Origin of the sequence: Actinomadura sp. RB99 (genome assembly GCF_014706005.1) — a bacterium.
GTDB lineage: Bacteria > Actinomycetota > Actinomycetes > Streptosporangiales > Streptosporangiaceae > Spirillospora.
In genome coordinates, this window is the sequence record NZ_JABMCA010000019.1 from 141,002 (window position 1) to 153,215 (window position 12,214).

General features: G+C 74.6%; 15 protein-coding genes and 1 pseudogene. 7 read left to right on the forward strand and 9 right to left on the reverse strand.

Features of this window, described 5'->3' with window-relative positions:
* Positions 1–99: 99 nt before the first annotated feature.
* Positions 100–1,002, forward strand: a complete 903-nt coding sequence (locus tag amrb99_RS19610; protein ID WP_194736980.1) for a LysR family transcriptional regulator — start codon at positions 100–102, stop codon at positions 1,000–1,002.
* Between the two features lie 39 nt (positions 1,003–1,041).
* On the opposite strand, the gene amrb99_RS19615 is transcribed toward amrb99_RS19610, so the two are convergent.
* On the reverse strand, positions 1,042–1,296 hold the full coding sequence (locus amrb99_RS19615; RefSeq protein WP_190857834.1) for a hypothetical protein: 255 nt from the start codon (positions 1,294–1,296) through the stop codon (positions 1,042–1,044).
* A gap of 106 nt (positions 1,297–1,402) precedes the next feature.
* On the opposite strand from amrb99_RS19615, the gene amrb99_RS19620 reads away from it, so the two are divergent.
* Positions 1,403–1,996, forward strand: coding sequence for a TetR family transcriptional regulator (locus amrb99_RS19620; RefSeq protein ID WP_190857837.1), 594 nt, complete (start codon positions 1,403–1,405; stop codon positions 1,994–1,996).
* Positions 1,993–3,108: an epoxide hydrolase family protein gene (locus tag amrb99_RS19625; protein ID WP_190857839.1), complete on the forward strand. Its 1,116-nt coding sequence runs from the start codon at positions 1,993–1,995 to the stop codon at positions 3,106–3,108. The genes amrb99_RS19620 and amrb99_RS19625 overlap by 4 nt, the downstream gene beginning before the upstream one ends.
* Here amrb99_RS19625 and amrb99_RS19630 read toward each other — a convergent pair.
* Together amrb99_RS19630 and amrb99_RS19635 are read right to left on the reverse strand one after the other, a co-directional pair.
* Positions 3,099–3,965 (reverse strand): phosphotriesterase, encoded by an 867-nt coding sequence (locus tag amrb99_RS19630; protein WP_190857842.1) that lies wholly within the window; start codon positions 3,963–3,965, stop codon positions 3,099–3,101. The two genes, amrb99_RS19625 and amrb99_RS19630, sit on opposite strands and share 10 nt — an antisense overlap.
* Entirely contained in the window at positions 3,962–4,351 is a 390-nt protein-coding gene (locus amrb99_RS19635; RefSeq protein WP_190857845.1) for a carboxymuconolactone decarboxylase family protein, read from the reverse strand. Before amrb99_RS19635 ends, amrb99_RS19630 begins: the two co-directional genes overlap by 4 nt.
* A 66-nt stretch (positions 4,352–4,417) precedes the next feature.
* Here amrb99_RS19635 and amrb99_RS19640 point away from each other — a divergent pair, with 66 nt between their 5' ends.
* From amrb99_RS19640 to amrb99_RS19650, 3 genes are all read left to right on the forward strand, one after another.
* The gene (locus amrb99_RS19640) at positions 4,418–4,981 is read left to right on the forward strand and encodes a CGNR zinc finger domain-containing protein (RefSeq protein WP_190857854.1); all 564 of its coding nucleotides are present in this window, start codon (positions 4,418–4,420) and stop codon (positions 4,979–4,981) included.
* Positions 4,982–5,068: 87 nt separating this feature from the next.
* Positions 5,069–5,875, forward strand: a complete 807-nt coding sequence (locus amrb99_RS19645; RefSeq protein ID WP_190857856.1) for an SDR family NAD(P)-dependent oxidoreductase — start codon at positions 5,069–5,071, stop codon at positions 5,873–5,875.
* A gap of 98 nt (positions 5,876–5,973) precedes the next feature.
* Positions 5,974–7,323, forward strand: a complete 1,350-nt coding sequence (locus tag amrb99_RS19650) for an FAD-binding oxidoreductase (RefSeq protein ID WP_190857858.1) — start codon at positions 5,974–5,976, stop codon at positions 7,321–7,323.
* A 90-nt stretch (positions 7,324–7,413) separates the two neighbouring features.
* Here the strand turns inward: amrb99_RS19650 and amrb99_RS19655 are convergent, their stop codons facing one another.
* The 4 genes from amrb99_RS19655 to amrb99_RS19670 all read right to left on the reverse strand — a co-directional run bounded on the left by amrb99_RS19655 (position 7,414) and on the right by amrb99_RS19670 (position 10,867).
* On the reverse strand, positions 7,414–8,844 hold the full coding sequence (locus amrb99_RS19655; protein WP_190857860.1) for a DHA2 family efflux MFS transporter permease subunit: 1,431 nt from the start codon (positions 8,842–8,844) through the stop codon (positions 7,414–7,416).
* A 52-nt stretch (positions 8,845–8,896) separates the two neighbouring features.
* Entirely contained in the window at positions 8,897–9,481 is a 585-nt protein-coding gene (locus amrb99_RS19660) for an NAD(P)H-dependent oxidoreductase (RefSeq protein ID WP_190857862.1), read from the reverse strand.
* A gap of 96 nt (positions 9,482–9,577) precedes the next feature.
* The gene (locus tag amrb99_RS19665) at positions 9,578–10,354 is read right to left on the reverse strand and encodes an ATP-grasp domain-containing protein (RefSeq protein WP_190857864.1); all 777 of its coding nucleotides are present in this window, start codon (positions 10,352–10,354) and stop codon (positions 9,578–9,580) included.
* 60 nt (positions 10,355–10,414) lie between these two features.
* Complete coding sequence (locus tag amrb99_RS19670; protein ID WP_206700011.1) at positions 10,415–10,867, reverse strand: ATP-binding protein; 453 nt, start codon at positions 10,865–10,867, stop codon at positions 10,415–10,417.
* Between the two features lie 202 nt (positions 10,868–11,069).
* Between amrb99_RS19670 and amrb99_RS19675 the strand changes: the two genes are divergently transcribed.
* The gene (locus tag amrb99_RS19675; RefSeq protein ID WP_206700012.1) at positions 11,070–11,474 is read left to right on the forward strand and encodes a phosphoribosyl-AMP cyclohydrolase; all 405 of its coding nucleotides are present in this window, start codon (positions 11,070–11,072) and stop codon (positions 11,472–11,474) included.
* Here amrb99_RS19675 and amrb99_RS19680 read toward each other — a convergent pair.
* Together amrb99_RS19680 and amrb99_RS19685 are read right to left on the reverse strand one after the other, a co-directional pair.
* Entirely contained in the window at positions 11,439–11,675 is a 237-nt protein-coding gene (locus tag amrb99_RS19680; RefSeq protein ID WP_190857871.1) for a hypothetical protein, read from the reverse strand. The two genes, amrb99_RS19675 and amrb99_RS19680, sit on opposite strands and share 36 nt — an antisense overlap.
* A pseudogene (locus amrb99_RS19685) lies at positions 11,672–12,214 on the reverse strand (hypothetical protein); the annotation flags it as partial. The gene amrb99_RS19680 and the pseudogene amrb99_RS19685, both read right to left, overlap by 4 nt.

Genomic DNA, 12,214 nt, shown 5'->3' on the forward strand with positions numbered 1-12,214 from the left:
TCACCCCGACGCTATGACCGACGAGTTATCCTGTCTAAGATCAATATCGCTATGACGTTATGATCCGCGAGGCATGACGGGAGGGCCGTGGATCTCCACATGCTCAGGCAGTTCCTCGTGGTGGCGCGCCTGGAGCACCTCAGCCGCGCGGCGGACGAGCTCCGCGTCGCGCAGCCGTCGCTGAGCCGCACCATCGCCCGGCTGGAGGGCGAACTCGGCACCCCGCTGTTCGACCGGGCCGGGCGGCTCCGGTTGAACGACGCCGGGAAGCTGTTCCGCGGCCACGTCGAACGGGCCCTCGGCGAGCTCGACGCGGGCCGGCGGGCCGTCGCCGAGGCCGCCGGCGCGGGCTTCGGCACCGTCCGGCTGGCGTCGGAGACGTTCCTCACCTTCACCGGGCCGCTCGCCGCGTACAAGCGCGCGCATCCCCACGTCGAGGTCGAGCTCCACCAGATGGCGGCGACGGACATGGCCCGCGCCCTGCTGGCCCAGGACGTCGACCTCTGTGCGGCCTCGCAGCCGCTCCGCGCCGACGGCCTGGAATCGCTCGAGCTGTTCGAGGAGACGGTGTGGCTGGCCACGCCGCCGGACCATCCGCTGGCGGGCCGCGCCTCCGTGACCGTCGACGAGCTCGCCGGCCAGCCCTTCATCGCCGCGCACAAGGGGCACTGGCAGCGGCGGCTCCTGGACCGGCTGTTCGCGGCCCGCGACCTCGCCCCGAAGATCGTGTGCGAGGGGGACGAGGTGAGCGCCATCGCCCAGCTGATCATGGCGGGGCTCGGCATCGGCCTCGTCCCGGACCTCGCGCGGCGCTCGGCCGCGAGGGCGCCCGTCGCGTGGATCGCGGTCGAGGGTCCCGACTGCCGCCGCACGCTCACCCTGTACTGGGGCGCGGGCAGCCACCTGTCGGCCGCCGCCCGCCTGATGCGCGCCACGCTCGGCGGCTGGGACTGGAGGTCCGGCGGGAGCGCGCCGGCCGCCGGCGCCCTGACCGGCGCGTAGCTCCCGGCCGCGGGCGCCCTGACCGGCGCGTGGCTCCCGTCACCGGGTGCGGCGGCGCAGCGCGGCGTAGGTCCGCAGGATCGCCGGGACGAGCGCGTACACGACGGTCGGCACGACGACGCCGGTCACCACGAGCGTGCGGACCGGGAGCGACAGCGCGCCCAGCAGCGGCCCCAGCAGGATCTGCGTGGCCATGATCATGAAGTAGACCGCCAGCCAGGTGAACGCGGCGCGCACGTGGACCGAGGGCGCGGGGGCCGCGGGGCGGATCGGTGCGGTGCTGAGGGGGGACATGCCGTCTCCTTGCGTTCCGAGAAACTCCAACTCGCGAGTTGGAGTTTGCCACGGCCGCGCCCAAATTCCAACCCATGAGTTGGAATTCAGGCGTAGGCTCGTCGCCATGGCATGGGACACCGAGAAGACCAGGCGGCTCATCCTCGACGCCGCGGTCGGCGAGTTCGCCGCCCACGGGCCCGAGGCGGCGCGGATGGACCGGATCGCCGCCACCGCCGGGGTGAACAAGGAGCGCATCTACTCCCACTTCGGCAACAAGCGGGAGATGTTCGCGATCGTGCTGACCACGGAGCTGGAGCGCCTGGCCGAGGCCGTCCCGCTGGACGAGCGGGTCGCCGCCGACCTGGGCGAGTACGCCGGCCGGGTCTTCGACTACCACCGCGAGCACCCGCACTTCGTCCGGCTGCTGCACTGGGAGGGCCTCCACACCGCCGAGGGCGAGCCCGTCGCGGCCGAGGCCGAGCGGACCGCGCACTACGCCGAGAAGATCGCCGCCCTCGCCAAGGCGCAGGCGGCGGGCGACCTGGACACCCGGCTCGCCCCCCAGGAGCTGCTGTACGCGGTCATCGTCCTGGCCGGCTGGTGGTTCGCCACCCCGCAGCTGCGCCGCATGCTGATGCCCGGCCTCGACGACGACCCGGCCGGGCAGCGCGCCGCGCTCGTCCGCCTCGTCCGGATGCTGGGGGACACCGAGCGATGAGCACCGTGATCGAGGTCTCCGACGCCGACCTGGACGAGCTGCGCGCGCGGCTGGAGCGGACGCGGTGGCCGGCCGCCTGGCCCGCCGCCGCGTGGGAGGCCGGTACCGACGCCGGTGAGCTGCGGCGCCTCGTCGCCTACTGGGCGCGCGGCTACGACTGGCGGGCGCACGAGGCCGCCATCAACGCCCTGCCCTCGCATTTCGCGGACATCGACGGGACCCCCGTCCACTACCTGCGGTACGACGGCGAGCGTCCCGGCGCGCTGCCGATCGTGCTGACGAACGGATGGCCCAGCTCGTTCCTCGAGATGACCGGCCTCGCGCAGCGGCTCGCGGCGCCGTCGCGGTTCGGCGGGGACGCCGCCGACGCGTTCACGGTGATCGTCCCGTCGCTGCCGGGGTTCGGGTTCTCGCCGCAGCGGCCGACGCTGGACCGGGAGCAGACGCACGAGCTGTGGCACCGGCTGATGCACGGCGAGCTGGGCTTCGAGCGGTACGCGGCGCACGGCGGCGACCTCGGCGCCGGCATCACCTCGCGGCTGGCGGAGGCGCACCCGGAGGCGCTGGCGGGCATCCACCTGATGGCGGTCGCGAGCCCCGCCGTCTACGGCGACGTCACGCCCGACGAGCAGGCATACCTGGATTCCGTCGCCGTGTGGAGCGCGCAGGAGGGCGGCTACCAGCACGAGCAGAGCACCCGTCCGCTGACGTTGAGCTACGGGCTCGCCGATTCGCCCGTGGGGCTGCTCGCCTGGATCGTGGAGAAGTACCGCGCGTGGAGCGACTCCGGCGGCGACCTGTCGTCGCGGTTCAGCGACGACTTCCTGCTGACCCAGGCGTCGCTCTACTGGTTCACCGGGACGATCTCGACGTCGTTCCGGCCCTACTACGAGTACGCCTCGGGCCTGACGCGGCGGGTGGAGCGCGTGGACGTCCCGACGGCCGTCGCCCTGTTCCCCGCCGACCTCACGCGTCCGCCCCGCAGCTGGGCCGAGCGGATCTACAACGTGACCAGGTACACGGCCATGCCGCGCGGCGGGCATTTCGCCGCCCACGAGGAGCCGGAGCTGCTCGCGGACGACATCACCGCCTTCTTCCGCGCCTACCGCTGAAGAGCGAACGCGCGGGCCGGGTTCGTCTCGAAGACGGCGGTGGCGGCGTCCCGGCCGAGCTGGGCCTCCACCCGGGGGCGGAGGACGCGGAGCAGGTGCGGCATGCCGGGGGCGTCGGGCGTCGTGGTGTCGCCGCCCATGAGCACGCGGTCGGTGTGACCGGCCTCGGCGAGGGCCGCCAGGCAGTCGAACAGCCGCCAGTCGGTCGCGTGGTGCGCGCGGGACGGGCCCTCGAAGCAGAGGTAGGCGCCCGCCTCGGCGGCGCGGCGGTGGATCCAGAAGTCGGGTGAGCGGTTGAGGTGGCTGAGGATCACCCGGTCCGGCGGGACGCCGAGGGACCCGCAGAGCAGGTCGAGGACGTCGAGGGCCGCGGTTCCCTCCTCCAGGTGGACGCCGATGGGGGCGCCGGTGGCGTTGGAGGCCTCGGCGGCGGCCGTCATGGTGTGCCGGGCGTGCTCGTCGAGGCCGTGGAAGCCGCCCGCCACCTTGATCATCCCGGCGGGGCCGTCGGTGAGCTCGCGGTGGAAGAGCGCGGCGAGGCCGGGACGGATCCGGGCGAGGAGGTCCGGGTCGTAGTGGACGGCCTGGTGGAGGCCGGTCGCGGCGATGATGTGGACGCCGGTGGCGGCGGACAGGGCGGCCAGGTCCCGCTCGCGGCGGCCGAGGCCGTAGGGGGTCCAATGGGCGATCGTCCGGCCGCCGAGGCCCGCGAAGGTCCGGAGACGGGCGGCGGCGCGGGCCGGGTCGTCGAGCTCCTGGCCGGGCAGCCGCGGCGTGCGGAGGAACAGGTGGTCGTGGGAGTCGCAGACGCCCAGGTCGGCGGGGTCGACGTCGCCGAGGACGGTCCGGACCCTCATCGGGCTTCGGCCAGGGCCGCGGCGGCGACGCGCAGGCCGGCGAGCGCCTTCGGCACGCCGACGTAGGGCGCGAGGTGGACGAACGCCTCGATGATCTCCTCGCGGGTCATGCCGAGCCGCCGGCACGTCCGGACGTGCCCGGTGAGCTGCGGGTCGACGCCGCCGAGCGCGGTGAGCGCGGCGAGGTTGAGCAGCTGGCGGTCGCGCAGCGACAGGCCGGGGCGCTGGTAGGTGCCGCCGAACAGGCTGGTGACGACCCAGTCGGCGAAGCCCGGCGCGAGGTCCTCCAGCGCGGGGAACGTGGCCTGCCGGGTGGTCTCGTCCTGCAGGACGTCCAGCAGGCGGTGGCCTTCGGCGCGGTCGAGGGTGGCTTCGGTGAGGTCCATGGGCGCTCCTTGTAACGGGTTGGCCGTTACACGCTAGCGTAACGGCTGGGGCGTTACAATCGGGCCATGGCAACGAACGATCCGGCGGCGTTCCGGCTCGACTGCGGCGCGACATGGCTGAACCTGCTGGCCACGAGGGGCCGGGCGTTCGGCGCGCGGCCGGTCGAGCGGATCCCCGACGTGCCGCGGTTCGCGCACTGGCTCGAAGCCTGCGAGCTGGCCCCGGCCCGTCCCGTGGGGCCGGCCGAGCTCGAACGGGCCCGGCGGCTGCGCGAGACGCTGCGCCCGATCGCGCTGGCGACCGTCGACGGCGCACCCCCGCCCGACGACGAGGTACGGGCGCTCGCCGGGTTCCTGGCGGCCCCGGAGCCGGTCGAGCTGGCCGTGGACAGGCGCCTCGTGCGGGCCGCGCCGGCCGACGGCGACGCCGCGCTCGCCCGGATCGCGCGCCAGGCCGTCGACCAGCTGACCGGCCCGGAGCGGGCGTTCCTGAAGGTCTGCCCCGAGGACGACTGCCGCGGCGTGTTCGCCGATCCCGCGGACCGGCGCCGCTGGTGCCCGTCGCCCGCGTGCGCCAGCCGCGGACGTGTCCGCGCCCTGCGCGCGCGCCGCAGCGCCGGAGGCGGGTAGCCGCGGCTGCAACCGTGATCGGCGAGGCGGGGTTCATGGGGTGCCGCACGCCCGGACGGGGCGTGCGCACCGACGAAGGGAAACCTCATGGACCTGCGCCTCACCGGACGGGTCGCGGTCGTCACCGGCGCTTCGAAGGGCATCGGGCTGGCGATCGTGCGGACGCTGCTGGACGAGGGCGCCCGCGTGGTCGCCGTCTCCCGCAAGCCCGGCCCGGAGCTCGACGCGCTCGCCGGGCCGGACCTGGTGCACGTGGCCGCCGACCTGATGGACCCGGCCGCGCCCGGCCTCGCCGTCGAGCGGGCCGTGGAGGCGTTCGGCCGGCTGGACGTCCTGGTCAACAACGCGGGCGGCCCGCCGCCCGGCGCGGTCATGCCCCGGTTCGGGTTCGGCGCGCTGACCGACGACGACTGGCGCGAGGTGTTCGAGTTCAACGTGCTCGCCGTGGTCCGGGCGGTCCGGGCGGCGCTGCCGCACCTGCTGGAGAGCGACGCGGCGGCGATCGTCAACGTGTCGTCGGTGAACGCGCGGCGCCCGGGGCCGATGAACTTCGACTACAACGCGGCGAAGGCGGCGCTGAACAACCTGGCGAAGGGCCTGTCGGAGGAGTTCGGGCCGCAGGGCGTCCGGGTCAACACGGTGTCGCCGGGCCCGGTCCGGACCGCCTGGTGGACCGAGGAGGGCGGCGCGGCCGACGTGATCGCGCAGGCCACCGGCTCGGACCGGGACGCGGTGCTGAACGGCGGCGCGGCGGAGATGATGAGCCTCACGACCGGCCGGATGGCGGAGCCGCAGGAGGTCGCGGACGCGGTGGCGCTGCTGGCCTCGCCGCGCTCGGCGAGCACGACGGGCGCGGACGTGGTGGTCGACTCGGGCTTCCTCAAGGAGCTCTGAGCTATAAGAAATCCTGCTTGACGTCAGAAGACCCATCTCTTTGACGTATGGAAAGCCGGTGACCAGGATGGGCGGGGAGCGACCTGAGAGGGGCCACGATGAGCGCGTACGGGACGGTGCGGGGCGCGGTGCTCGCGCCGGGCGACGACGGCTACGACGCCGAGCGGACCGGCTTCCAGACCGCCGACCCGCACCGTCCCGAGGCGATCGTGGTGGCCGAGGACGCCGGCGACGTGCGCGCCGCCGTCGAGCACGCCGCCGGACGGGGCATGCCGGTCGCCGTGCAGAACACCGGGCACGGCCTCCCGCTCCCCGCCAGCGGCGGCCTGCTGATCGCCACCCGGGCGATGACCGGCGTGGAGATCGACCCGGCGGCCCGGACGGCGCGGATCGAGGCCGGCGTCCGGTGGGCTCAGGTCGTCGCGGCGGCCGCCCCGCACGGGCTGGCGCCGCTGAGCGGGTCGTCGCCCGGCGTCGGCGCCGTGTCCTACACGCTCGGCGGTGGGATCGGCCTGATGTCGCGGCGGTACGGCTTCGCGGCCGACCACGTCCGGTCGATCGACGCGGTCACCGCGGACGCGCGCCTCCGGCACGTCACGCCGGAGAGCGATCCGGACCTGTTCTGGGCGCTGCTCGGCGGCCGCGCCAACTTCGGGGTGGTCACGGGCCTGGAGATCGGGCTGCTGCCGGTCGCGCGGCTGTACGGCGGCGGCCTGTACTTCGACGCCGACCTGATCCCCGAGGTGATGGACGCCTGGCGGCGGTGGACGGAGACCGTCCCGGACGAGATGACCTCGTCGGTCGCGCTGATGCCTGTGCCCGGCGTCCCGGCCTTCCCCGAACCGCTGCGCGGACGCCACGTCGCCCACGTCCGGATCGCGTACACGGGGGACGCGGCGGAGGGCGAGCGGCTCATCGCGCCGCTGCGGGCGATCGGGCCGCGGCTGGTCGACACGGCCGGCGAGATGCCGTACACCGACTCGGGTCTCATCCACAACGAGCCGCCCGTCCCGATGGCGTACCGGGCGACGAACGTCGCGGTCGGCGCGCTGGACGGCGATCTCGTCCGCGACCTGCTCGACCTGGCCGGGCCGGGCGCGCCCGACCGGGCGATCGTGGAGGTCCGGCACCTCGGCGGGGCGATGGCGAAGCCGCCTGCCGTGCCGAACGCGGTCGGCAACCGGGACGCCGGGTACCTGGTCGGCCTGCTGTCCAAGCTCGGCCCGGACACCACCGGTGCCGACGCCCTGCACGGCCGGTTCGGCGGGCTGCTTGCCGCGCGGTCGCGCGGGCAGGTGCTGAACTTCCTGTTCGGCGCGAACGCGACGCCCGACCAGGTGCGGGCCGCGTACGAGCCGGAGACGTACCGGCGGCTCGCCGAGCTGAAGGCGCACTACGACCCGGCGAACCTGTTCCGCCTGAACCACAACATCCCGCCCGCGAAATAGGGACGCGAGGCCCCGCAAGGCCCCCGCGCCCTCCGGGCCCTCACGCCCAGGACCCCCGTTCCGGACACCGGAGCGGGGGTCCTCGGCGCCTCACTTCCGCGCGGTGCGGCGCGGCAGGAGGAGCGCCGGGACCAGCGCCAGGGCCAGCAGGACGAGCGCGAACGCATACGTGTGCCGGAACGCGTCCGCCAGCGGACCGGCGACGGCCGCGTGCGCCCGCGGGCTCAGCCGGTGCACGGCCTGGAGCGCGCCGCCGCCGTCCGGATCGTCCGGGACGAGGCCGCTCATCAGCGTGGACAGCACCACCGACGCCAGCGCCGTCCCGATCGCGCCGGACGCGGTGTTGACGAGGTTCACCGTGGTGCTCGCGGCGGGCGCCTTCTCGTGCCCCACCCCGCGGGTCGCCGCCGTCATCGCCGGCATCATCGTCGCGCCGCCGCCCGCGCCCATCAGCAGCATCGCCGCGCACAGCCCCCAGTACGGGGCGTCCGCGCTCAGCTGGACGGTGAACAGCGCGAACCCGGCCAGCGCGGTCGTGACCGACACGGGCACGAGCCGGCCCGGCGGGACCCGGTCCACGATCCGCCCGGCGACCTGCATCGCCGTCCCGGAGCCGAGCGCGAACGGGATGCCGAGCAGGCCCGCCACCGTCGCGCTCTCGCCGCGCACGACCTGGAGGTACAGGGGGAGCAGCAGCATCGTCCCGAAGTAGCCGGTCGCGAACAGCGCGAGCGTCCCGGTCGCGGCGGCGAACGTCCGGTCGCGGAACGGCCGCAGGTCGATCAGCGGATGCCGGACGGTCAGCGCCCGCAGCACGAACCCGGCGACCAGCAGCGCCCCGGCGGCCAGCGGGACCAGCACGCGGGCCGAGCCGAAGTCGCCGCGGTCGCCGCCGGTCGTCACCCCGTACAGCAGGGCGGCGAGGCCGGGCGACAGCATCAGCAGGCCGAGGACGTCCAGCGGGGTGCGCGCCCCGGCGGCGTCGCGGGGGAAGACCCGCGCGGCGAGCGCCACGACCGCCGCCGCGACCGGCAGGTTGACGAAGAACATCCACCGCCACGACACCGCGTCGATCAGCCGGCCGCCGAGGACGGGCCCGGCGAGCGGGCCGACAAGCACGGCCAGCCCGAGCGTGCTCATCAGCCGGCCGAGCCGGTCCGGTCCGGCGGCGCGCAGCAGGATCGTCATGCCGACCGGCATCACCAGGCCGCCGCTCAGCCCCTGCACCGCGCGGAACGCGATCAGCGACTCGATGTTCCAGGCCAGCCCGGCGAGCGCCGACCCGGCCGCGAACGCGGCGATCGCCGCCAGGTACAGCCGCCGCGCGCCGAACCGCCCGACCGCCCACGCGGCGGACGGGATCACCGCGGCCAGCGCCAGCGCGTACGCGGTCGCCACCCACTGGACGGTGCCGAGCGGCGCGCCGAAGTCCGCCGACAGCCGGTTCAGCGCGACGTTCACCACGGTCTGGTCCAGCGTGATCATGATCGAGCCGAGGACCAGCACCAGCGCGACCGCCATCGGCCGCGTACCGCTTCTCACCGCCGGCGGGGCCTGCGCCGTCGCCGCCACGTCAGCCGCCGTACGGCCGGGCGGCGCGGGCGTCGCGCAGCGCGTGCCCCCACCAGGCGAGCTGGTCGAGCATGCCCTTGGCCGCCGCCTCGGCGCCCTCGGCGTCGACGGGGCGCCCGTCCTCGCCGAACCAGTTCCACGGCGCGTGGAAGCTGACGGTGTCGCGCATCGTGACGGCGTGCAGCTCGGCGAAGACGCCGCGCAGATGCTCGACGGACCGCAGCCCGCCGGACACCCCGCCGTACGACACGAACGCGACCGGCTTGGCCCGCCATTCGTAGTAGTGGGTGTCGATCAGGTTCTTCAGCGTCCCGGGGAAGCTGTGGTTGTACTCGCAGGTGATGACGGTGAAGGCGTCGGCCGCCTGCAGCGTGCGGGTGATCTCGTCGAAGCCGTCGGGGGCGGGCGTGCCGAGGCGGCTGGGCGGCGGCGCGTCCGCGAAGTCCACCAGGTCGAGGACGAGGTCGTCCCGCTGGGCCGCCTGCTCGGCGAACCAGCGGGCGACGGTCGGGCCGAAGCGTCCCTCGCGGGTGCTGGCGGTGATGACGGCGACGCGTAGAGGTGTGCTTTCCCGTGTGCTTTCCATGGCCCCGACGCTAAGAACGGGCCTACGGGCCGGGCATCTGTCACCCGACTGGTCGACGAGCCGGCCGCATCCGCCTCGGATCCGCGCCCTTCCCTGTCAGTCGGCCAGCCGGACGGGAGCGGTCGTCCATGCGCCGTCGGACGGCGCGGGCGCGCACGCCCGGGCCAGAACGCGCAGGACGGCCTGCGGGTCGCACCCGTACAGGCCCGCGCCCCAGGCCGCGTTCGTCTCCACGACCGCCCACCCCCGACCCTTGATCAGACCGACGTCGACGACGATCGCGGGCGGCAGCGGTACCTCGCCCAGGAGCACTTCGGCGTAGGCGCGGGCCTCCGCGTCCCAGGGCGCCTCCCAGCGGCCGTCGCCGGTGAGCGCGAGCTCGCCGTCCCGCAGGTACGGCGACATCGCGACGATCTCGCCGTCCAGTACCTGGCAGCGGTACTCGACCTCCCACTCGACCGGTTCGCCGACGAGGACGGGGGTGTCGCCGGGCACCGCGTCCGGGAGGTCGGCGGGCGAGCCGTAGACCCGGCCCTCGAAGCCCTTGCGGCCGTCCGCCGGCTTCACGAAGACCGGCCGGACGAGCGACTCACGAACCTCCGCCAATGTCGACATATCTACATTTCGACGGAGATGCCGTTCCGGCAGGCCGGGCAGCCACGAGGGCGGGGCGTCGATCAGCGCGACGCCGAGCTGCGCCGCGATGACCTCCACGAACGTCGGCTCCCCGTAGAGCGCCACGTCCTGTCCGCGCAGCCGCGCCGGCGCCCGCCACCCGCCCAGGCGTTCCGCCTTCCATCCGGCCCGTCCGGCGGCGAGCCGCAGCACCTTCGAGTCCTCGGAGTAGCGGGGCGACAGGACGAGCGTCGGCATGACGGACCTCCACGGCTGACGGCAAGGCCGTCAAAGGATGCCGTCATCCGCGAGCCCGTGTCATCCGACTTGATCGCAGGGGATGCGCGGGGCGGCGGGGGCGTGGAACTCGGCCCATACCGCCGTGCCGCCGAGGGCACGGTGCGAGCCCCACGCGGTGGACAGGGCGTCGACGAGCCGCAGCCCCCGGCCGTCCTCGCCGCACGGGGCGTCGCGCACGCAGGGCGCGCCGCCCGTCCCGCCGTCGTCCAGGACGGTGACGCGCAGCGTTCCGTCGGCGGCGCTGACGATGACGGTCACCCGGCCGCCCAGGCCCGACGCGGTGTGCTCGCACGCGTTCGCGACCAGCTCGTCCACGCACAGCACGATGTCGGCGAGGGCCTCGGCGTCGATGTGCGGCGCGACGCGGCGGACGAACGCGCGCGCCTCCGGGGCGGACCGGGCGACCCCGGGCAGGCTGGTGGTGCCGAGGAGTCGCATGGGACCGCGCGTCCGGACAGTGCCCCGTGTCATCGAATCGCTCCCTCAGGTGAGTGCTCCGGCCAGCATGGGTCCGCCGATGCGGCCGCACAATCGCCTGTGGTGACAAGCCGGGCGCCGCGCATTCGCCGTTTACGCAGATGCACGGCCCGGACGTGCGACGATACGTGCCGGCGCCGACGCGCACGGTGACGGTCGGTTGCCGTCGCACCGGGGGCCCAGGGAGGATCGCGTGGTGAACGAACTCGAAGAGGGAACGCGGCTCGCACTCGACTTCGGCAAGCTGCGCGCCGTCGCGGCGACCGGCTCGGAGGTCGTGCCGGTCGTGCTGCAGGACGCCGCGAGCAAGGACGTCCTGTTCATCGGCTACGCCAACGAGCAGGCGCTGAAGGCGACGCTGGACGAGCGGATCGCGGTGCTGTGGTCGACGTCGCGCAACGAGCTGTGGCGCAAGGGCGCGTCGTCCGGCGACGTGCTGGAGCTGGTCGAGGTCCGCGTCAACTGCGAGCAGAACTCGCTGCTCTACCTGGTCAACCGGACGACCGGCGGCGCCTGCCACACGAAGTCGGCGTCGGGCGACGCGCGCCCGACCTGCTACTACCGGTCAATCACCGGCGAGGGCGCCCTCCGCCACGAATGACAGGGGCCTGCTCGGCGTCCGCCGGACCGGCGGGCGCTCCACGCGGCGCAGGACCGCCTCGCGGACGCCGGCGGGCGGGGCCGGGTCGAACGCCAGCCGGTAGCGGAAGAGGGTGGCCGTCTCCTGCCGGTCGAGGTCGACGCGCGCCGTGACGGCGACGCCGGGGAGGCCCAGCTCATCCAGCGCCATGCGCGCGGTCATCGTGATGCAGGGTGTGCGGGCCCGCCTGGCACTCGACCTGGTAGGGGGCCGTTCCCGCCGCTCTGGCTCTGGTCCTTCCTGCCGCTGTGCGCCGTGTTCGCGCCGTTCCCGTCGCTCTTGCCGCTGTTGCTGCTGTTGTTGCCGTTGCTTCCGCTGTTCCCGTTGCTCGGGTGCGTCTTCCTGGCCTTCGGGGACCGGGTGTTGGCCTGGCCGGGAGGCGTCGTCCGGGCGTGCTGGGGCGTGCCCTTCGGGGACGGGCTCGGCTTCGGATGCCGCGGCGGGGACGTGCGCGGGACGACGGACGGCGACGGCGACGGCGACTGCGGCAGCCGGTCGCCGCGGTGCCACGGCTGCTTCGGCGCGTGGTGGTGGGACGGCGCGGGCGCCGGGGACTGCCCCGGAAGGTGCCCGGTGCTCGCCGCGACCGCCACACCCCCGCCGAACGCCGCGAGCGTGGCGGCGACCACGGCGACCTTGACCGTCGCGTAGCGGGGCACGGCGGCCCAGCGCGAGCGCCGCGCGGCGGGCCGCGCCCGGGC

Excerpts from the sequence above, each read along its gene's own strand:
- amrb99_RS19610 (WP_194736980.1), top strand. The coding sequence starts at position 100 with ATGCTCAGGCAGTTCCTCGTGGTGGCGCGCCTGGAGCACCTCAGCCGC.
- amrb99_RS19615 (WP_190857834.1), bottom strand. The coding sequence starts at position 1,296 with ATGTCCCCCCTCAGCACCGCACCGATCCGCCCCGCGGCCCCCGCGCCC.
- amrb99_RS19620 (WP_190857837.1), top strand. The coding sequence starts at position 1,403 with ATGGCATGGGACACCGAGAAGACCAGGCGGCTCATCCTCGACGCCGCG.
- amrb99_RS19625 (WP_190857839.1), top strand. The coding sequence starts at position 1,993 with ATGAGCACCGTGATCGAGGTCTCCGACGCCGACCTGGACGAGCTGCGC.
- amrb99_RS19630 (WP_190857842.1), bottom strand. The coding sequence starts at position 3,965 with ATGAGGGTCCGGACCGTCCTCGGCGACGTCGACCCCGCCGACCTGGGC.
- amrb99_RS19635 (WP_190857845.1), bottom strand. The coding sequence starts at position 4,351 with ATGGACCTCACCGAAGCCACCCTCGACCGCGCCGAAGGCCACCGCCTG.
- amrb99_RS19640 (WP_190857854.1), top strand. The coding sequence starts at position 4,418 with ATGGCAACGAACGATCCGGCGGCGTTCCGGCTCGACTGCGGCGCGACA.
- amrb99_RS19645 (WP_190857856.1), top strand. The coding sequence starts at position 5,069 with ATGGACCTGCGCCTCACCGGACGGGTCGCGGTCGTCACCGGCGCTTCG.
- amrb99_RS19650 (WP_190857858.1), top strand. The coding sequence starts at position 5,974 with ATGAGCGCGTACGGGACGGTGCGGGGCGCGGTGCTCGCGCCGGGCGAC.
- amrb99_RS19655 (WP_190857860.1), bottom strand. The coding sequence starts at position 8,844 with ATGGCGGTCGCGCTGGTGCTGGTCCTCGGCTCGATCATGATCACGCTG.
- amrb99_RS19660 (WP_190857862.1), bottom strand. The coding sequence starts at position 9,481 with ATGGAAAGCACACGGGAAAGCACACCTCTACGCGTCGCCGTCATCACC.
- amrb99_RS19665 (WP_190857864.1), bottom strand. The coding sequence starts at position 10,354 with ATGCCGACGCTCGTCCTGTCGCCCCGCTACTCCGAGGACTCGAAGGTG.
- amrb99_RS19670 (WP_206700011.1), bottom strand. The coding sequence starts at position 10,867 with ATGACACGGGGCACTGTCCGGACGCGCGGTCCCATGCGACTCCTCGGC.
- amrb99_RS19680 (WP_190857871.1), bottom strand. The coding sequence starts at position 11,675 with ATGACCGCGCGCATGGCGCTGGATGAGCTGGGCCTCCCCGGCGTCGCC.